General features: G+C 64.1%; 17 protein-coding genes. 4 read left to right on the plus strand and 13 right to left on the minus strand.

Annotated elements, in window-relative coordinates; genetic code table 11:
• Nucleotides 1-232: 232 nt before the first annotated feature.
• Entirely contained in the window at nucleotides 233-601 is a 369-nt protein-coding gene (gene rpoZ / locus Q8O80_RS19935; RefSeq protein WP_305582582.1) for a DNA-directed RNA polymerase subunit omega, read from the minus strand.
• Between the two features lie 227 nt (nucleotides 602-828).
• Between rpoZ and Q8O80_RS19940 the strand changes: the two genes are divergently transcribed.
• A complete protein-coding gene (locus tag Q8O80_RS19940) occupies nucleotides 829-1395 on the plus strand; it encodes an NYN domain-containing protein (RefSeq protein WP_305582584.1) in 567 nt (188 codons plus the stop codon).
• Between the two features lie 111 nt (nucleotides 1396-1506).
• Here the strand turns inward: Q8O80_RS19940 and smpB are convergent, their stop codons facing one another.
• Nucleotides 1507-2004 carry an SsrA-binding protein SmpB gene (smpB, locus tag Q8O80_RS19945; protein WP_305582586.1) on the minus strand — a complete coding sequence of 166 codons (498 nt, stop codon included), beginning with the start codon at nucleotides 2002-2004 and terminating at the stop codon, nucleotides 1507-1509.
• A gap of 5 nt (nucleotides 2005-2009) precedes the next feature.
• Entirely contained in the window at nucleotides 2010-2885 is an 876-nt protein-coding gene (gene dapA / locus Q8O80_RS19950; protein WP_305582588.1) for a 4-hydroxy-tetrahydrodipicolinate synthase, read from the minus strand.
• A gap of 273 nt (nucleotides 2886-3158) precedes the next feature.
• On the opposite strand from dapA, the gene Q8O80_RS19955 reads away from it, so the two are divergent.
• Nucleotides 3159-4097 (plus strand): alpha/beta fold hydrolase, encoded by a 939-nt coding sequence (locus Q8O80_RS19955; protein ID WP_305582589.1) that lies wholly within the window; start codon nucleotides 3159-3161, stop codon nucleotides 4095-4097.
• 46 nt (nucleotides 4098-4143) lie between these two features.
• Here Q8O80_RS19955 and Q8O80_RS19960 read toward each other — a convergent pair whose 3' ends face one another.
• From Q8O80_RS19960 to Q8O80_RS19970, 3 genes are all read right to left on the minus strand, one after another.
• Nucleotides 4144-4683, minus strand: coding sequence for a hypothetical protein (locus Q8O80_RS19960; protein WP_305582591.1), 540 nt, complete (start codon nucleotides 4681-4683; stop codon nucleotides 4144-4146).
• A gap of 147 nt (nucleotides 4684-4830) precedes the next feature.
• Entirely contained in the window at nucleotides 4831-7518 is a 2688-nt protein-coding gene (locus Q8O80_RS19965; protein ID WP_305582593.1) for an OmpA family protein, read from the minus strand.
• A 251-nt stretch (nucleotides 7519-7769) separates the two neighbouring features.
• Nucleotides 7770-9209: a hypothetical protein gene (locus Q8O80_RS19970; protein WP_305582595.1), complete on the minus strand. Its 1440-nt coding sequence runs from the start codon at nucleotides 9207-9209 to the stop codon at nucleotides 7770-7772.
• A gap of 424 nt (nucleotides 9210-9633) precedes the next feature.
• Between Q8O80_RS19970 and Q8O80_RS19975 the strand changes: the two genes are divergently transcribed.
• A complete protein-coding gene (locus Q8O80_RS19975) occupies nucleotides 9634-10377 on the plus strand; it encodes an SDR family oxidoreductase (protein ID WP_305582596.1) in 744 nt (247 codons plus the stop codon).
• 115 nt (nucleotides 10378-10492) lie between these two features.
• Here the strand turns inward: Q8O80_RS19975 and nagA are convergent, their stop codons facing one another.
• Genes nagA through Q8O80_RS19990 form a run of 3 tightly spaced genes read right to left on the minus strand, consistent with a single transcriptional unit; the run spans nucleotide 10493 to nucleotide 13475 of the window.
• Nucleotides 10493-11659 carry an N-acetylglucosamine-6-phosphate deacetylase gene (gene nagA, locus Q8O80_RS19980; protein ID WP_305582598.1) on the minus strand — a complete coding sequence of 389 codons (1167 nt, stop codon included), beginning with the start codon at nucleotides 11657-11659 and terminating at the stop codon, nucleotides 10493-10495.
• Nucleotides 11656-12666, minus strand: a complete 1011-nt coding sequence (locus tag Q8O80_RS19985) for an SIS domain-containing protein (protein WP_305582682.1) — start codon at nucleotides 12664-12666, stop codon at nucleotides 11656-11658. The genes nagA and Q8O80_RS19985 overlap by 4 nt, the downstream gene beginning before the upstream one ends.
• Nucleotides 12667-12686: 20 nt before the next feature.
• Nucleotides 12687-13475: a GntR family transcriptional regulator gene (locus tag Q8O80_RS19990; protein ID WP_305582600.1), complete on the minus strand. Its 789-nt coding sequence runs from the start codon at nucleotides 13473-13475 to the stop codon at nucleotides 12687-12689.
• A 263-nt stretch (nucleotides 13476-13738) separates the two neighbouring features.
• On the opposite strand from Q8O80_RS19990, the gene Q8O80_RS19995 reads away from it, so the two are divergent.
• Nucleotides 13739-14635, plus strand: coding sequence for an N-acetylmuramic acid 6-phosphate etherase (locus Q8O80_RS19995; RefSeq protein ID WP_305582602.1), 897 nt, complete (start codon nucleotides 13739-13741; stop codon nucleotides 14633-14635).
• Here Q8O80_RS19995 and Q8O80_RS20000 read toward each other — a convergent pair.
• From Q8O80_RS20000 to Q8O80_RS20015, 4 genes are read right to left on the minus strand one after another with little or no spacing between them, the layout of a single operon-like run.
• Nucleotides 14624-15550 carry an MYG1 family protein gene (locus Q8O80_RS20000; RefSeq protein ID WP_305582604.1) on the minus strand — a complete coding sequence of 309 codons (927 nt, stop codon included), beginning with the start codon at nucleotides 15548-15550 and terminating at the stop codon, nucleotides 14624-14626. The genes Q8O80_RS19995 and Q8O80_RS20000 overlap by 12 nt on opposite strands.
• A gap of 59 nt (nucleotides 15551-15609) precedes the next feature.
• Nucleotides 15610-16059 carry a MaoC/PaaZ C-terminal domain-containing protein gene (locus Q8O80_RS20005; protein WP_305582606.1) on the minus strand — a complete coding sequence of 150 codons (450 nt, stop codon included), beginning with the start codon at nucleotides 16057-16059 and terminating at the stop codon, nucleotides 15610-15612.
• Nucleotides 16059-17180, minus strand: coding sequence for an ABC transporter substrate-binding protein (locus Q8O80_RS20010; RefSeq protein WP_305582608.1), 1122 nt, complete (start codon nucleotides 17178-17180; stop codon nucleotides 16059-16061). The genes Q8O80_RS20005 and Q8O80_RS20010 overlap by 1 nt, the downstream gene beginning before the upstream one ends.
• Nucleotides 17177-18328, minus strand: coding sequence for a CaiB/BaiF CoA-transferase family protein (locus Q8O80_RS20015; RefSeq protein ID WP_305582610.1), 1152 nt, complete (start codon nucleotides 18326-18328; stop codon nucleotides 17177-17179). The genes Q8O80_RS20010 and Q8O80_RS20015 overlap by 4 nt, the downstream gene beginning before the upstream one ends.
• Nucleotides 18329-18443: the final 115 nt, after the last annotated feature.

Raw genomic sequence — 18443 nt, forward strand, 5'->3', positions numbered from 1 at the left:
GAGGGTTGAACTTAGCGCGTTGAAAGCAAATGGGAAAGGTGGGAGCGGCGAAGTATGTGCGGGGGGCGGCACCAGGCCACTGCCCTGCCCCGGCAACGAAACACCCCCGGCTGGCGCCGAGGGTGTTAAGAATATCGTGCCTGCTGGTCACCAGGGCCATTCGAGCGTCGCTCGCATGGCCCAGCCATCTCAACTCGCGCCACTGGCGTGATTTTCCCTTACGGGACGACGTCTAGTCGTCGCGACGCTCTGGTGGCGCCAGGCTTTCGATGCCACGCAGCAGTTCATCTTCGCTCATGGTATCGAAGCTCATCGAATCGTCGTCGCCAGCGCTTTCGATCTGTGGCGCGGCGTGGCTCTCAGGCTCATCGACTTCGACATATTTCTGCAGCGAATGAATCAGATCTTCACGAAGATCTTCAGCCGAGATCGTGCCGTCGCCGATTTCGCGCAGCGCCACCACGGGGTTCTTGTCATTGTCGCGCGGGACGGTGATCTGGGCACCCGACGAAATCATGCGCGCACGATGCGCAGCCATCAGAACGAGATCAAAGCGGTTCTCGATCTTTTCAATGCAGTCTTCAACGGTGACGCGGGCCACGGACGTCTCCAAAATTTATGGAATAGGCGCCTCCCATACACGAGCAAGTGCCTGGGCACAAGGATAGCCTGCCGCCCCACCGCCAAACGGTCACAATTGTGCATTTTATCTTGTCAGAGGCTGGAATATCTGGCATCAGCACCACCTTAATGCTTCGGTGGAATTTAAGCAGATCCTCCTTGGCGCAAGAGATCCGGCTTGTGGGGACCCTGATTGAGAGCTTCAAAATGACCATCGACGCACGCGAGAAAATCGTCCTGTTCATCGATGGCGCCAATTTATACGCGACATCGAAGGCGATCGGGATCGACATCGACTATCGACGGCTGCTCGCCGAATTCAAGGCCAAGGCCTATCTGTTGCGCGCGAACTACTACACTGCGCTGGTGGAAGATCAGGAATATTCCTCAATTCGCCCATTGATCGACTGGCTGGACTATAACGGCTTTACCGTGATTACCAAGCCGGCCAAGGAGTTCACCGACGTTACCGGTCGGCGCAAGATCAAGGGCAATATGGATATCGAGCTGTGCGTCGACGCGCTCGAACTGGCTCCCCATTATGATCACATGGTGCTGTTTTCCGGCGATGGCGATTTCACCGCACTGGTGGCGGCGCTGCAGCGCATGGGCAAGCGCGTCACCGTGGTATCGACGCTGACAACCTCGACCCCGATGATTTCGGATGACCTGCGGCGCCAGGCCGATTTCTTCATGGACGTTGCCGATCTGGCCAAGTCCGTTGGCCGCCCGCCAGCCACGCGGCCGGTTGCACCGCCCATAGCTGAACAATAGCGCGACGCTTTCGGCCTTCGACAGGCCCGGAAAAGTGGTGTTGGGGAACAGAGTACCCGCAGCAGACCAGGGTGAGCCAATCGCGCCACGCGGTCGTGGCGGCGTGGCTGACTAGCCCCGCCCGCCCTCTTTCATGATGCGGGACTTGTCGCGGTTCCAGTCGCGATTGCGCTCGGTTTCGCGCTTGTCATAGTTCTTCTTGCCCTTGCCGACCCCGATCAGCAGCTTGGCGAAGCCCTGATCGTTGAAATACAGCTTGAGCGGCACGATGGTGTTGCCGGCGCGCGAGACTTCCTGATCGAGCTGGGCCAGCTGCTTGCGCGACACCAGCAGTTTGCGCGGGCGCTTTTCTTCGTGGTTGAAGCGGTTGGCCTGCAGGTATTCAGGGATATGGGCGTTGATCAGCCAGAGCTCGCCGCGCTCGGGCGACGCATAGGATTCGGTGATCTGGGCTTTGCCCATGCGCAGCGATTTCACCTCGGTGCCGGTCAGCACAATGCCGGCCTCCATGGTCTCGCCAATGGCGTAATCGTAGCGCGAACGGCGATTTTCAGCCACGAGACCGTGGCTGATCACACCGTTTTTGGATTTGTCGTTCTTTGGGGCCATGGGTGTTAGATAAGACCTGCATGGGCAATTGCAAAGTCCATGGCGTCCTGCGTCGGCTTGCTGATCGGCACCAGCGGCAGCCGCATCTCGTTGGCGCAGAGGTTGAGCCGGCTGGCAATGTACTTTGCCGGCGCCGGATTGGGCTCCATGAACAGGTCCTTGTGCAGGTAGGCCAGCTTGTCGTTGATGGCGCGGGCGCCGACGAAATCGCCAGCCAGCGACAATTCCTGCATTTGCGAGCAGAGACGCGGGGCAATATTGGCGGTGACCGAGATGCAGCCATGGCCGCCATGGGCGTTGAAGCCCAGGGCCGTGCTGTCATCGCCCGAAAGCAGGATGAAATCGGGCCCCAGCTTGTTGCGCTGCATGCTGGTGCGTTCCATGCTGCCGGTGGCATCCTTGACGCCGATAATATTGGCGTGGGCTTCGTGCAGGCGGGCAATGGTGTCGACGGTCAGATCGACAATGGTGCGCCCGGGCACGCTGTAGAGGATGACAGGAATGCCGACAGCGCTGGCAACCGCCGAGAAATGCTGGAACAGCCCTTCCTGGTTCGGCTTGTTGTAATAGGGCACGACGGACAACACCGCATCGGCGCCGGTATCTTCGGCAAACCGGGCCAGCGACACGGCCTCGGCGGTGGCATTGGACCCTGCCCCGGCAATAACCGGCACGCGCTTATTGGCCACCTCGACCGCGATCTCGACGACGCGGCGATGCTCTTCGTGGCTGACGGTGGGGCTTTCGCCGGTGGTGCCAACGGGCACCAAGCCATGGCTGCCCTGCTCGATCTGCCATTCGACAAAGCTGGCGAAGGCTTTCTCATCGATGACCCCGTTGCGCATGGGAGTGATGAGCGCCGGTATCGATCCTCGCAGCATTTGTCGTAAATTCCTCAGTTGGGCGTGCCGCGGTCGTGCCGCAGCCGATGGTTTGAACCGGCGATCCCGTCGGTTTTTTGATGGTGCACCATAGTTTTTATCAAATCACTCCACAACGCCTAGTTGTGCGGCGCAAACGCGCAAATTCGATCCTTGCCCAACCGATTGCGGGTCCGGGCGCGATAAGGGTCGGCGGCCATGCGGCTGATGGCAATTGAATGGGGCTGATCCTGTGCTACCACTGCATGGTGTCCCAGCAAGAGTGCCCGTTTCATGCCCCGTCCGAGAACCGTGCCCAGCGACCACGCGGCCTTTGCCGATCTGCCCGTGCGCCACGTGACGCTGGAAGCGGGCGTGCGCGCGGCAGTACATCTGGCCGGCACCTTGTCGCGTCAGCGCCTGCCGGTGGTCTGCATTCCCGGCTATCAGCGCAATATGAGCGACTTCACCGCCTTTGCCGCCCATTTCCGCCGACTCGATGAGGGCGCGTGGCCGGTCGTGCTGCTCGATCTGCCGGGCCGTGGCCGGGCCGATAATCGCCGGCGTCTGGAGGACTACAACTCGCTGACCGACGCGCGGGACCTGGCCGCGATCCTGGCGGCGCTGGGCATTGAACGCGCCGTGCTGCTGGGTCAGGGCCATGGCGGGCAAGTGGCGATGGCTTTCGCCGCCGCCCATCCGCTGCTGGTGGCGGGCACGGTGCTGCTCGATGCCGGGCCGGTGACGGACCCGCGCGGCCTGGTCCGGCTGCGCCACAATTTCGAGCATATCGAGGCGCTGCGCGGCGCCAAGGCGGTGAGCACGGGGTTCCGCCGGATTCTGGGCGGCGACTATCCGGGCCTGCCCGAGGCACAACTGGACGCACTGATCGGGCGCAGCCACTACCTCGACAAGCGCGGCCGGGCCCTGCCCCTCTACGATCCGCGCCTGTTGGCCGCGCTGGCCGAGATCAATTTTGACGACGTGCTGGTGGCGCAATGGCCACTGTTTGACGCCCTTACCTGCGCGCCCCTGATGCTGCTGCGGACCCAGTTGACCGACCAGCTGCGCCGCGAAACTTTCGAGGAAATGGCGCGCCGCCGCCCCGACGCCACGGCGCTGACGATTGCCGGTCAGGGCTCGCCGGCGCTGTTTGACCAGCATGAAGAGATTGAAGCGGTGGCAGATTTCGTCACGGGCATCGGCAGGCGCCTGCTGGGGCGCGCCGCCTAGACAATTCTCGCACCGCCAGAGTGACGCCGGTTGCGCTGAAAGCGGTCTAGGCGCGGAGCTCGACGGCGCTGGCGCGTTCGCGGGCCTGCGCCACCCAGCGCTCGCGGGCGATCCGCCCCTTGAGCGCCAGCTTCTTGTCGATCCAGTCGATATTGGCTTTGGACCAGGCCGCGATCTGGTCGAAATGATAGATGCCCAACTCGTTCAGCGATGTCTCAATTTTGGGGCCGATCCCCTTGATCTGCTTGAGATTGTCGGCGCCGCCGGCGCGAGGCGTGGGCATTGATGCCGGCTTGGGGGGCGTAGATTTGGCGGCGGCGGGTCCGGGTTTTGGCGCGGGCTTGCGGGCAGGTGCGGCGACCCGTGGCGGGGCTGGCTCGTCGGCAACTGACGCGGCCAGCCGCGCCGCCGGCGTCATGGTGCGGCGCGAGCGCAAGGGCGCGTCCGCGCCCGCCGCCGCGTTGACCTGGCGGGTGCCACGACCAGCGTGCAGAATACGCCGGGCCGCATAGCCAAGGACGCAGCCGAGCAGATAGGCCGCCAGCATCATCAGGGCCGTTTCAGCGATATGGGCCAGATTGGTCATGGCTGGATGATCACGCTTTGGGTGGGCTGAAGCTGCGCCAGCCGACGGCCAGCCCGATCAGCGCCACGACCAGCAGATAGGGCCAGTAATAGCCCAGCAGAAACTGCAGTGAATCCCAGCTCATCGGCTCTCCCCCGGCGTTACGACTCAAAAATGCTCATCGCTCACCGTCACTACAATGCGCCGATTCTGCGCCTTGCCGGCACTGGTTGCATTATCGGCAATCGGGTTGGCTTCGCCATAGCCCACGGCGTAGAGCCGTTGCGGATTGATGCCGCGCTCGACCAGGGCATTGACCACCGCTTCTGCCCGGGCAACCGACAGGCCCAGATTGAGCCTGGCATCGCCATCCGCATCGGTGTGGCCTTCGACATGGATCACCGCGTCGGGGCACGCCGCCAACAGGATTGCCAGTTCATCAAGTGCGGTCGCCGAACCCGCTGCAATCAGCGCGGCACCGGACTGGAACAGAATGGCGTTCCGTCCGGTAAAATCGGAGATGGGACCGGCGCAGGCGGCGATATCGACCTTGGCCGCGGCGGGTTCATCTGCCTGGGGCGCCGGCGCGGGGGCCGCCACAGCGGCCGGCGGCAGATCGACGGCGACGGCCCACTCAGCCGCCGGGTCAGCCGCAATGAGCGCCAGAACCGCATCGCGATCATTGGCATCGTCTGCCGTGCCGGCCAGACGCCAGGCGCCATCGGCAAAGTCGAGTTGCCCCGCGCGCAAGCGGGCCAGCGCCCGCAACCCCAGGGCCGCGCTGTCCTCGAACTGCTCCGGCGCACCGTCGGCAATGCTGACCGCCGCCGTGTCGGCAGCGGTGATGGCGAGCAGGTCGCGCAAGGCGGCATCGCTGGGCACCTGCCCACTCAGAATCACCGCGCCATCCTCGGCACGGTCAGCCGAAAACGCATAGGCCGCATCGATTGCGGGCGGTTCGGGCGTTTCGGCCACTGGCGCGGGCGCGACAGGCGCGGCGGGCGCAGACGCTGGCACTGCCGGGTCACTCTCGGCGGTGGGGACTGCCGGTGTGGCAGGCTCCGGAGTGGGAGGTGGCGGTGCGCCCTCCGCGACCGGGTCGGCGGGGACGGTGGGCACGGGGTCGGCGACAGCAGGAACTGCCGGCTCGCTCGTCGCCATGGGCGCCTCTGGCGCTGTGGGCGTCACGGCGGCAATGGCCATCGACCACCCGGCAGCGGCCAGTTTGCGGGACACGAAATCGGCCTCGATCGCCGCCTTGTCGATGGCCGAACGGGCCGACCCGGTGACGGTCCAGCCGCTGCCGTCAAACCTGACTTCACCCTGCTCGAGCCAGGCCAGCAAGGCCAGGCCGGTTTCGGCGGAGGCCATAAAATTGCGCGGTTCACCCGAGGCATAGGCCAGGGTCGCGCTGGAGGACGAACCCGCAACCGACAGCAGCGCCGCCCGGATCTCCGGGCTGGGCACCATGCCCGACAGCGTCAAATCGCCCGAAGGGGCCTTGGTCGCCGACCATTGATAGGGCGAAGCCGCCGGCGGGGCAATTTCGGCGCGGGCCAGCACCAGGCCCTGCGGCGCATCCTCGGCCAAAACGGTCAGCAGACGCAAATAATCTTCGCTCGACTGCGCGACGCCGCTGAGCGTCATCACATTCTGACGCAAGGCAAAACGTCCTTCGCTCATCTGCTGCAGCGCGGCCAGACCGAAATCCATCGCCGACTGGTAGCGTTCGGGCGCGCCGCGCCCCAGTTTCAGCCATGCCGTGTCGGCGCCGGGATGCTGCGTCAGGCCATCGCGCGTCGCGGCATCGGGCGCATAGCCATCAAACACCAGCGTGCCGCCAGGCTGCAGCGTGGCGCTGACCCAATAGTCGGCAATGCGGGGCGGCTCGAGCGTTACAATCGAGCCGGCCGGGGCCAGATTGTCGGTCACGGCCTGCGCGATCTCTTCGGTCGGTGGCGCACCGGTCAGCGTGCTTTGCCCGTCTATGATGCTGGCCGTACCGTATTCAAGGGTTGAGAGCTGCTCGATAAGCAGCTGCGATATACCAGCAAAATCTTCCGGCTCACCCGAGCCTAGTGCCAGCCCGGTGGCGACGGAAAGTCCACCTGTTGCCGCCATGCGGTAGCGCTCGGCGAGAGTTTCGTCGGGCACAAAGCCGGATATCTCGATGCGTTTGCCGTCCGAGCTGGCGCTCCATTGATAGGGCGACACCAGCGCCGGCGTGATATTGACAGCGCCCAGGGTTACCCCGGCCGGCGCCCCTGCCCGCAGCACAACCAGCAGATCGCGAAAATCACGGGCCGATTTGGCGCGGCCGCTGATATCGAGTGTCAGATCGGACAGCGTGCTTTGCCCCTGGTCGAAAAAACGCAGCTGATCGATGGCGAACTGAGCGCCAGCAATCCAAGCCCGGCGTTCCGGCATGCCGGAACGCAATTCAAGCGCGCCCTGCTCCAGATCGGCGCGGGCCAGCAGCATTTGTCGGGTGGTCTGGTCGGGAACGCCGCCGGTGAGCGCAATTTCTCCATCGGCGAGGCGCGCTTCCAAGCGATAGGGCGCGGCCATGGGGGCCAGCGTCACATTGGTGTCGACGCTGCGCAGGCCGGCAATACGCGCGAGGCGCTCGCGGGCGGCTTCGATATTGCGCTGATCGGTGGTGGTACCGGACAGCGTCAGATCGCGCATGGAAAAGGACAACTCGGCCCAGTCATAACCGGCGCGTTGCATGGCGGCAGTGGTTTGCGTGGCTACATCGCGGGCGATATCGGGCGCGCTCATGGCCAGAGTGAGTGTTGTTCCGGCCAGGATTGTGACAAGTCCCGGCGCCACCCATTTGAGGAGGTCCCTAATCATTCCCGCTCCAATGAACTGGCCGCATTTGCTGCAAAGCTAGTGCATTTCGGCGCCAGAGGGAACGAAAATTGGGGACGTAAACCGTTGTTTACAAATGATTTTTGGAAACAGAGCCGACGGGTAATGCGCGCACAGTCGGCAGCGCAGAGAATCAGCAAGCCGGGCGGATCAGCGCGTGCGCCAGGCTGGTCCAGACAGCAGAAAGGCCCGGCGTGAGCCGGGCCTTTCCGTATTGTGGGTCGAACCAGAGATTACTGGAAGGACTTGGCTGCCTTGAAGGTAACCTTGTAAGCGCCGTTCTGCTGAACCTTGGCGCCGAGCGAGGAGGTGAAACCACCGCCTGGAGCCCATGCCAGAGTGGCCGAACCGTACACGTCGGAGGTTGCGCCACCGATTGGACGGCCTGCATTGACTGCAACAGTATCTTCGCCGTGGCCGTAGATGCCGACTTCACCGGTGATCTTGATGGTCTCGGTCACAGCAGCAACGAGCTGCGCAGCGACCTGGTAGCCATCGCCAACACCAGCAGTGCCGTCGTTGAAGTAACGGCCGCCGAGGTTGATTTCCACGCCGTCAGTTACCTTGGCGCCGATCGAGCCACCAAAGCCCATGTCGGTGTCGAGAGCGCCGCCGCCGATGGCAGTGCCGCCAGCGAATTCACCCGAGAGAGCGACCTTGAACATGTCAAAGTTGCCTTCGCCCGAAACCAGGCCATTCCAGTAGGACCAGTTGCCGGCTGGGTTGTAGCCGCCGCCAGCTGCCAGAGCTGCGCGCAGCTTGAAGGCATCGAAGGTGCCGGTGATGCCGGCGTGAACGCCATAGACGTCGCCAGTGTTCTGGAGACCATCAAGCAGGCCGCCGATGGAGCCGCTGATGTGTGCAGTGATGCCGTCGCCAGCATATTCCAACACGCCGATCAGGCTGCCAGAGTTTTCAGCAGCGGTGGCGAGGGTGCCGGTTTCACCGAGGGCTTCAAGACCAATCTTGCCGACCACGCCGTTGCCGAACGAGGATTCGAGCTGGATGACATGACCACCCTTGAATACTGGACCTTCCCAAACGCCCTTGTCGGCGTCGTCGGACATGAACAGGCCAGTGAAATTGAATGGCTCGTCGTCGCCTTCGTTGAAGATCGAACCCTTCTTACCAGCGCTGAGGACAGTGCTGTCACCAATCTGGACATAGGCATCTTCAGCGCGCAGCTGGTGATCATCGCCGTTGTTAGCGACAAGACCGTTGCGAACGCGCTTGTAGTCACGCTGGCGCAGGTTGATCACGACGCGAGCAGGACCGAAGTCGCTCGAAGCAGTGCCAACGAACTTCAGGTAGGTTTCGACCTTCGAGTCCCAATCGCCACCGGCAGTGGGAACGTCGATATTGCGAACGCCGTCAGAATTCTTGCGCGAACCAATTTCACCAACTGCAGGCACAGCACCTGCAGCGGTTGGGTAATTGCCCGACACGAACGTGTTGGCAATGGTGCGGCTGCCGCTGAACTTGCCAGCTTCGAACGTGTAGGCAACGCTACCCGAAATCTGCAGGCAGTTGGTGTCGGACGAGATCGTCAGGCCGGACAGGCCCAGGTCGTCGCAAACGTCCAGCGAGGTAAGGACGCCGAGATCGGCAGCAAAGCCAGCGGTCGAAAGACCGACAGCAGCGACAGAACCGAGGATAAGGCTCTTGAGTTTCATAGGTTGACCTCCAAAGTCAGTCATTCTTGGTGCCGGTTATCCGGCAGTTTGTCGAAACGCGACCACACTATTCGTGGTGCAGTGTGTTGCCGTCGCGTTGCGACCGACAAACGATCCCATGCATGGATTCGCAAGACCCACTCTACGCATGGTGAAAGCCGACGCAATCACACAAAGGCCGTTTTGCAGCTCTGCACCGTGGTTGGGATGCGGATGTTGCAGATTCAGCACACACCTGGAAACCATTTGTTAACCGAACTGAATCAAGCGTTAAATTCCGCAGTTTTCCGGGACTTTTGCCGGCTGGTACTGGCATGAATGGCAGATTGCGGGCAGCAAGCACGGGAAATAGCCGCGCCCTGGTGTGGCGGCAATATGGCGAAATCAGCCGCTGGCGCGGCGCGGCGCCACATTTGGAGGCAGTATGACAGAGACCAGAAAAGTCGCGGTAATCACCGGCGGTGGCTCGGGGATTGGCAAGGCGGCGGCACTGGGATTCGCCGCGCAAAGCTATGACGTGGCGATTTGCGGGCGGCGCCGGGAGGCACTGGAAGCGGTGCGCGTGGCGACCGGGGGCTATGCCGGCGTCTGCGATGTCGGCGATCCGGCCGCGGTGGCCGATTTCTTCGGCGCGGTGCGCGACACCTATGGCCGCGTTGACGTGGTGTTCAACAATGCCGGGCGGTTTGCGCCCGCGACGTCGTTTGGCGATCTGGACGTGCAGGTCTGGCAGGACATGATCAATACCAATCTCAACGGCGCCTTCTATGTAGCGCGCGAGGCGTTCCGCATGATGCGGGACCAGAGCCCGCAGGGCGGGCGCATTATCAACAATGGTTCGATTTCGGCGCATACCCCGCGCCCCGAGGCGGCGTCCTACACCACTTCCAAGCATGCCATTACCGGCCTGACCAAATCGATCTCGCTGGATGGGCGCGCGTTCTCGATTGCCTGCGGCCAGCTCGATATCGGCAATGCGGCCACCGACATGACCAGCCAGATGAATACCGGATCGCTGCAGGCCAATGGCACGATGATGCCCGAACCGACCTTTGCCGTGCAGCATGTGGTCGATGCCCTGCTCTATATGGCGGGGCTGCCGCTGAGCGCCAATGTGCAGTTCATGACAGTGATGGCGACCAATATGCCCTATATCGGACGCGGCTAGCCATTCGAGCGTAGCTCTCAAGGCCTTCTCCCCTCAAATCGCTCCACCGGAGCGATTTGCCCTGCGGGACGGGTCGAAGTGTGCAGTTCATGACAGTGATAGCGACCAACATGCCCTATATCGGACGCGGATAGACCTGGGCGCCACCGATCCAGGTGGCGCGAACGGCGTGATCGTCGCCCAGGTGAACAAAGCTGGCCACGGCGCCGGGCGCCAGATGCCCGTGGCTGTCGTCAATGCCCAGCGCCTGCGCCGGATAGAGCGAAGCCATGCGGATCGCCTCCTCAATGGGCAGGCCAATGGTGCTGTGCATGAAGATGACGGCATCGATCATGTCCAGATCGGCTCCCGCCAGCGTGCCATCGGCCAGACGCAGGGCACCAGCTGAGCGGGTAATGGTGCGGCCATTAAGGGTCAGCTCTTTCAGGTCGGTGCCGGTCTGGGACATGGCATCGGTGACGAGGAAGAGCCGGCCCGGGCCGGTTTTGCCCTGCAGGGCGATCTGAATGGCGGCGGGGTGGACATGGATGCCGTCGGCAATCAGCCCGGCATGAACAGATGGGTTGTGCAGTGTCGCGCCAACCATGCCGGGGGCGCGGTTGCCCAACTGGCTCATGGCATTGAACAGATGGGTGGTCATGCCGGCGCCAGCGGCGAAGGCTGCGGACGCCATTTCAAAGCTGGCGTCAGAATGGCCCAGACTGACGACAATGCCCGACTCGCGCAGGGCGGCGATCTGCGCCGGGGTCACGGCTTCGGGGGCCACCGTCACCAGCAGATTGGGCAGGATATCGCGGGCCGCGCGCAGCCGCGCCAGATCGCTGTCATCCATGGGCCGGAGCAAGGCCGGGTCGTGCGTGCCCTTGCGGGCCAGCGCCAGATGGGGCCCCTCGAGATGCAGACCGATGAAACCGGGAACCGCTTGGGCCACCGCAGCCTGTCCGGCCGCGATGGCGGCCATATTGACCGCCACCGTATCGCTGATCAGGGTCGGCAGCAGGGCCGTGGTGCCGAACCGGGCATGGGCGGCGCAGATGGTGCGGATGCCGGCCAGCGATGGCTCGTTGTTGAACAATACGCCGCCGCCGCCATTGACCTGCAGATCGATAAAGCCGGGCACCAGGCTGCCGCCATCGAGGCGGACCATTGCCGCGTGGGCCGGCACGGCGCTGGCCGGCACAATGGCCGACACCATGCCGAATTCGAGCAGCAGCGCGGCATCGTCATGCCAATCGTGTCCGTCAAAGATACGCGCGCCGGCAATGGCGAGGAGATCGCTCATAGCGTTTCAGTGACCTTTTTGAGCGCGACGGGCAGATCGGGATTAAAGCCCCGATGGCGCGACAGCGCTTCGACAAACCCATAGAAGGAGACAATCAGCGCCAGCGGGTCGGTGATCGGGTGGCCGGTCGCCGCGAAGGGCAGCCGGTTGGCCGGTCCGGCCTGATCGCTGGTGAGGAAAGCCAGGGCACCCTGCCCGGCCAGCTTGTGCGTCATCGCGGCGACGGAGCCTTCTGCCGCATCGCGCGCCGCCAGACCCAGCACGGCATAGCCGGGGGTGACGATGGCGACGGGGCCATGCATCACTTCGGCGGCGCTATAGGATTCGGCCTGGATATTGCAGGTTTCCTTGAATTTCAGCGCCGCTTCATTGGCAATGGCCAGGCCGGGACCGCGACCGAGCACATAGAGCGCGTTGTGGCCATCAAGGGCCGCGAGCATCGCCGACCAATCGCAGGCAACGGCGCGAGACAACGCCTCGGGCAGATCGCTGACGGCGGCGGTCAGCGCATGGTCGCCGCTCCAGCGGGCAATCAGGGCCAGGCCGGCCACCACCGAGGTGACAAAGGTCTTGGTCGCGGCAACGCTCTGCTCGACCCCGGCATGCAGATCGATGGTGAAATCGGACGCGGCAGCCAGGGGCGAGCCGGCGGTATTGGTAATGGCAATGGAAATGGCGCCCGAGCGGCGCGCCGACTCGGCCATGCCGACAATGTCGGGCGACTTGCCCGATTGCGAAACCGCGATCGTGGCGCTGTTGGCCAGCTTGAGATCCTTGCCATAGATCGAGGCAATCGATGGCCCGATCGAGGCCACCGGCAGGCCCAGCGTCAGTTCAATGGCATATTTGAGATAGGCGCATGCGTGATCGGACGAGCCGCGCGCCACGGTGGCCACCAGGCCCGGATCGCGGGCGCGCAGCACGGCGGCTGTGGCGTCCAGCACGGGGCCACTGCGATCTAGGAAATTGGCGACAAGAGCGGGGATTTCCTCGATTTCGCGGCGCATATGGGTCGGTTCAGACAGATTCAAGGCGTTTTGCCTCCAATGGTGGGCGCTTCGCCGATGCGGAGCTCGGCAACAAAGTCATAGGTATCGCCCCGATAGATGGAGCGGGTGAATTCGATGACCCGCCCGGAGGCGAGATAGGAGGTCCGCTCGATATTGAGACCGGCCGAGCCGACCGGCACTTCGAGCAGCAGGGCATCCTCCTCAGCCAGATTGGCGGCGCGGATGCGCTGAATTGCCCGGGTCGGGCGGTTGCCGGTCTTGTCGAGATGGGTATAGAGCGAATCGCCGATGGCCTCTGGATCGGGCAGCGTGCGCGCCGACAGGCTGGCGCGTTCGATGGCCAGCGGCGTATCCCCGGTCAGGCGCAGGCGGGCAATGCGGGCCACCAGATCGTCAGATGACAGGCCAAGAATGACGGTCTCTTCGGGCGACGGCGCGTAAAGGCCGCGATCGAGCCATTCGGCGTGCACCGCCATGCCACGGCGCGCCATGTCTTCGGTAAAGGAGGTCAGCTGGGACAGCGATTGTTCAACGCGATGGGTCAAGGGCGCGACGAAGGTGCCCGATCCATGGCGCTGCACCAGCACGCCCTCCTTGACCAGATGCAACACGGCCTTGCGCACGGTCACCCGGGATACGTCCACCCTGGTTGCCAGGTCGCGTTCGGAGGGGAGCGCGTCACCGGGATTGATGGCGCCGCGATGGATGGCGTCTTCGATCCAGCGCTTGAGCTGCAAATAGAGCGGGCCGCCGGCGGGCAGTTGCACCGGGCCGTCGGCAAAGAAGCTGTTCGACAAATCCGTCACTTATCCCCTCGCCCCTTGACGCCCGGCACTGTGCGGCCAAGCCCTGTTTAGCGTCTGGCTCGCCGGGTGCCAGCCCCTTCATCGTATAATACCAATAAAATACCATTTTCCAACTGATAATCCACAACCGGGGCGAATTCGCCGGTCGCACCTGAACATATTTGGGGTTCCACGGCGGGGTTGGGGCTTTCGGACTGAATGGCGATGGTTTGGTGGACAAGTGGTATTTTTTTGGCATTATCGCTGGCGACGGGGAGAACGCCATGAGCACACCGCAGACCGAAATGAGCCATGCCAGTGCCCCGGGCTTTGATACCCGCGCCGACAGCGAGGCGCTGGCGATTCTGGCAGCGGCACAGGTCGAGGCGGCCCGGGCCGTTCAGGGCGCGGCCAGCGAGATCGCGGCGGCAGCGCGGCTGGCGGCAGCCAGTCTGGCGGCGGGCGGCCGGCTGATCTATGCGGCGGCGGGCAGTTCGGGGCTGATGGCGCTGGCCGATGCGTCGGAACTGCCGGGCACGTTCGGCATTGCGGGCGAGCGGATCGTGGTGCTGCTGGCGGGCGGGCTGGCGAGCCTGCCGGCACTGCCCGGCGGGCCCGAGGACGACGCCGAGGCGGCGCGGGCGGCGATTGTTGCCAGCAATGTCGGCCCGCATGATTGCATCATCACCCTGACGGCGAGCGGGCATACGCCCTACCCGCTGGCGGCGGCGGCGGCCGGGCGCGCCGCCGGGGCGCGGACCATCGGCATCGCCAACAATGCCGGGGCGGCCCTGTTCGGGCAGGTCGACATCGCCATCTGCCTCGCCACACCGCCCGAGGTGATTGCCGGCTCGACCCGCATGGGTGCGGGCACGGCGCAAAAGATCGCGCTCAACATGCTTTCCACCATGGTGGCGGTGCATTTGGGCCATGTGCATGACGGCTTCATGGTCAATCTGGTCGCCGACAATGCCAAGCTGCGCGAGCGGGCGCGGCGCATCGTGATGAGCGTGGCCGGGCTGCCCGAGGAACAGGCAGCCCAGTGGCTGGAGCGCGCCGATGGCTCGGTGAAGCTGGCGATCATGCTGGCGGCTGGTGCTGACGACGTGCCGGGCGCCCGGAACCTGCTGGCCACCCATGACAACCGGCTGCGCCCGGCGCTGGAGGCGCTAGGGCGTTAGCAGCGCTTCGGCCACAGCGAGTTCGGCCATGGCCAGGGCAGCATCCCGGGTCCTGGCGGCGGCGATGAAGCGGCCATTGTGGCAAAAGCTCGCGCCGGCGACGCCGCTGGCGGCCTCCAGGTCATCATTGGTGAGACCGGCCCAGGCGGCCGGCAGATCGGCGCGCACGGCAAAGCCGTCATCGTCCTGCCGGATGGTGGTCAGGCACCAGTCCTGGCCGCGGGGATGCACTACAAACAGCAGGTGATCGGCACCGGCCTTGACCACGGAGGGCCGGAACGGCATGCCCATGGGCAGTTCCAGCACGCGCCCGGCCCCGGCATTTTCGATGGCCTGGTGCACCAGGCCATCGGCGCGCAATTTGGCGGCGCTGCGGGCAATCCGCGCCTCAACGAAACTGCGGGCAATGGCGAGCGCGGCGTGAAACCCGCGATTCTCGGCCTCGGGGTCGGTTTCATCGAACACCGGCTTGAGGGTTTCGAGCAGAGCCGGCAGGGTCAGCCCAGCCAGCGGCCCGGCAATCGAGGGGCTGAGCGCGCCATTGTCCATCAGGTCGATGGGCAGCACAAAGCTGGTGTCAAAGCTGGCATGGATGGTCTCGACAGCGTCCGCCGGCACGCCCGAAGCCGCCAGACAATCATGGCCGAAATGCTTCCAGACCAGGCCGAACGAACTGAATGGCTGGCCATCATCGCGCAGCGGCGCGCCGCGCTGGTGGTGATCAAAGATCTGCGCCGCCGCGTCATAGGCGCCGCCGACATCGTAAATGATGCGATCCGCGCCGGGGGTGATCCATTCCGGCGCCCGGCTGCGCATGATGGCAGCCTGGGGGAACAACCGGGTCAGGATCACGCTGGACAGCAATTCGTCGGCATGGAAGCCACCCGAATGGGTGACGAGATATTGGACAGTCATGCCGGGATGCGCCTTGTGGTTTGCGGAAGCGCCCCAGATAGCCATTGTGGCGGCTTAGCTCAACCCGCGATTTTCCGCTGGACGAGATAAATGTGGTCGCAGGCCAACACGGTTTCACCGCGCTGGTTGAGCACCCGCACCTGCTCGATGATGCGGCCATGATCGGGGCGCTTGGGGTCGGGCTCAAGCCCGGTAATGGTCAGTTCGGTGTGAATGGTATCGCCGATGAATACCGGCTTGGGAAAGCGCAACCGCTCATAGCCATAGGTGAAGGATAGCGGGTTGATCACGCTGGCCGTCAGGCCGATGCCGATGGCAAAGGTCATGGTGCCATGGGCTATGCGCTGGCCCCAGGGCGAATCCTTCATTGCCTCGGCATCCATGTGGTGGGGGAAGAAGTCCCCGGTATGGCCGGCATGAACCACGAAATCGGTTTCGGTAATGGTGCGGCCATTGGTCTTGCGGACCTCGCCGAGAACATGGTCGTCGAAATAGCGTGGCTGTTCCATCAGAAGCTCTCCTCAAACAGCGTATTGATCGCCGCGACGATGACCGCCGCGTCTTCATGGGCGCGCAGCCCGTGGTTGAGCCGGTGTGACGCGGCATCCTGAAACGCCATATAGCCGTCGTGCCGCGGCCGCAGCCAACCGCCTTCCAGCGTCGCCCGCGTGTTGCGGTAGAAATTGTCGACGGCGGCGTTGACGCCGTCATCCTCCCAGGCAAGGCCATGGCCCGGCTGTCCGCCCGCCGTGGCATAGAGGGTGCGCTGCACCTGCTGGCTGGCCACCCAATAGGCGTAGCCGATGGCCGCCTCGCGATGGGGTGAAAAGGCCGACACGGCAATGCCGGTGCCGCCGACGGCCGAGCCGATCGGCCCTTTGCTGCCAGCGGCCGGAATATCAGCAAATTTCAGCCGATGCGGCCGGAAGCCGGCCAGCGCATAGCTGAGATAGCCATAACCCAGCGGCATCAACTGGTACTGATCGGTGCTGGCCATGGCTTCAGACGCCGCAATGGGGTCCATCTCATAGTGTTCGGGCGCGATATGGTCGGTGACCTGGCGCAGCGTCTCGATCACCCGCACGCTGGCAGCAGTGGCAATCAGCTCGGGCCCGCTGGTGGCGCAGGGCGTGCCCAGATTGGCGGCCAGGGTATAAAAACTCATCAGCGAATGGGGCGCCCGCATCGGCAGGATGACCTTGCCTTGCCGCGCCAGGGCCGCAGCCTCGGCCCAGCGCGTCACCGGACCATCGAGCAGGTCTGGCCGAAACGCCTGCACCTGGGCGGCGGCGTCGATCGGGAAGGCCCATTGGTGCCCGGCATAATCGTAGCTGGCATAGGATGGCCCGACGCTGTGTGCCGCCAGTTCGGCGCGCTCGGCCTCGCGACCGGGCACATCCAGCGGCGCCAGGCAGTTCTGCGCGGTAATCTGCCCGACATGGGGGTGATCGATGACGATCAGATCATATTGCCGGGCCAGTTCCTCAACCGGAAAGGATTCGAAATCCTGCAGGCTCCGCTTGTCCCAGACGATCTTGACGCCGGTTTCGGTCAACCAGCGCGCCGAGGTCGCCAGCATGGGATCGTAGCCACGGGGGTGGTCCCAGGTCATGCCCTTGAGGGTGATCATAGTCCGAATTCAGCCCTGATCCTGGCACTCTGCTCACCGATCAGCGGTGCGGCACGATAGGTGCGGGCGCGCTGGCCATTGATGCGCAGCGGTGAGCGGGTGGTGGTGATCGACACATTGTCCTCGCGGGTGACGGTCTGCAGCATGTCGAGGGCCTTGAAGCCCTCGCTGGCCAGCAGTTCGGGCCAGTCGAGCACTTTGGCGCACCAGATGTCGGCAGGCTCGAGAATGCCAAGCCAGTGGGCAGTGGGCTGGGTGACCAGCCGGTCGGCAATGATCTGCTTGATGGCGTCACGCTGGGTGAACCAGCTTTTGGGGTCGCTGAACTGGCCGAGTTCTTCAAGCTCCAGCAGGGCCTGCAAGCGGGGCAGCGGCGTCATGGCGATGGCCAGATAGCCGTCCGCAGTCGGATAGGCGCCATAGGGCGCCGAGAGATAGGCATGGGCCGAGCGGAACTGGCTGCGCCTGGGCACCCGGCGGCCATCATTGAGATGGGTGGTGAGCACCTCGAACTGAAAATCCACCAGCACTTCAAGCAGGCTGGTCTCGATATGGGCACCCTGGCCCTTGAGGCCGCGCCGCACCAGTGCCGCCAGAATACCCTGTGCCACGGCGGCGCCGGCCAGCATGTCGGCAATGGCCAGCCCGAAGGGCACCGGGCCCTGATGCTCATCGCCATTGAGCCACATCACGCCCGAACGGGCCTGTGCCAGCAGATCCTGGCCGGGGCGGTCAACCCAGGGGCCTTCCCCGCCATAGCCGGTGATCGAGGCATAGACGATGCCCGGATTGATCGCCTTGACCGCCTCGTAGTCCAGCCCCAGCCGCTCGATGACGCCGGGACGAAAGTTCTGCAGCACCACATCGGCCTTGGCCAGCAGGGTACGCAAGGCGGTCACGTCAGCGGGGTTTTTCAAATCCAGCGCCAGGCTTTCCTTGGACCGGTTGATGGCGTGGAAAATCGTCGAATCGCCGCCAATTTCGGTGTCGCTGAGATAGAGCTGACGGCTGAGGTCGCCGCCATCGGGGCGTTCGATCTTGATCACCCGGGCCCCCAGATCCTGCAGGCGCAGGCTGGCATAGGGGCCGGAGAGGAACTGGCAGAGGTCGACGACGACAAGGCCGTCAAGCAAGGGCGTTTCGGTCATGGCATAAATCTCACGGGGACTACTCCCCTGCCCCTTGCAGGGCGGGGGTGGGATGGGGGTCGCTGCAATATGGCGGCAGGCGGGGCGCGCCCCACCCCGGCCCTCCGCTCAAGGG

This window comes from Devosia sp. (genome assembly GCF_030689745.1).
Taxonomy (GTDB): Bacteria; Pseudomonadota; Alphaproteobacteria; order Rhizobiales; family Devosiaceae; genus Devosia; species Devosia alba.

Excerpts from the sequence above, each read along its gene's own strand:
- Q8O80_RS20000 (WP_305582604.1), bottom strand. The coding sequence starts at position 15,550 with ATGACTGTCCAATATCTCGTCACCCATTCGGGTGGCTTCCATGCCGAC.
- dapA (WP_305582588.1), bottom strand. The coding sequence starts at position 2,885 with ATGCTGCGAGGATCGATACCGGCGCTCATCACTCCCATGCGCAACGGG.
- Q8O80_RS20005 (WP_305582606.1), bottom strand. The coding sequence starts at position 16,059 with ATGGAACAGCCACGCTATTTCGACGACCATGTTCTCGGCGAGGTCCGC.
- Q8O80_RS19940 (WP_305582584.1), top strand. The coding sequence starts at position 829 with ATGACCATCGACGCACGCGAGAAAATCGTCCTGTTCATCGATGGCGCC.
- Q8O80_RS20015 (WP_305582610.1), bottom strand. The coding sequence starts at position 18,328 with ATGACCGAAACGCCCTTGCTTGACGGCCTTGTCGTCGTCGACCTCTGC.
- nagA (WP_305582598.1), bottom strand. The coding sequence starts at position 11,659 with ATGAGCGATCTCCTCGCCATTGCCGGCGCGCGTATCTTTGACGGACAC.
- Q8O80_RS19960 (WP_305582591.1), bottom strand. The coding sequence starts at position 4,683 with ATGACCAATCTGGCCCATATCGCTGAAACGGCCCTGATGATGCTGGCG.
- Q8O80_RS19975 (WP_305582596.1), top strand. The coding sequence starts at position 9,634 with ATGACAGAGACCAGAAAAGTCGCGGTAATCACCGGCGGTGGCTCGGGG.
- Q8O80_RS19985 (WP_305582682.1), bottom strand. The coding sequence starts at position 12,666 with ATGCGCCGCGAAATCGAGGAAATCCCCGCTCTTGTCGCCAATTTCCTA.
- Q8O80_RS19995 (WP_305582602.1), top strand. The coding sequence starts at position 13,739 with ATGAGCACACCGCAGACCGAAATGAGCCATGCCAGTGCCCCGGGCTTT.
- smpB (WP_305582586.1), bottom strand. The coding sequence starts at position 2,004 with ATGGCCCCAAAGAACGACAAATCCAAAAACGGTGTGATCAGCCACGGT.
- Q8O80_RS19965 (WP_305582593.1), bottom strand. The coding sequence starts at position 7,518 with ATGATTAGGGACCTCCTCAAATGGGTGGCGCCGGGACTTGTCACAATC.
- Q8O80_RS20010 (WP_305582608.1), bottom strand. The coding sequence starts at position 17,180 with ATGATCACCCTCAAGGGCATGACCTGGGACCACCCCCGTGGCTACGAT.
- Q8O80_RS19970 (WP_305582595.1), bottom strand. The coding sequence starts at position 9,209 with ATGAAACTCAAGAGCCTTATCCTCGGTTCTGTCGCTGCTGTCGGTCTT.
- Q8O80_RS19955 (WP_305582589.1), top strand. The coding sequence starts at position 3,159 with ATGCCCCGTCCGAGAACCGTGCCCAGCGACCACGCGGCCTTTGCCGAT.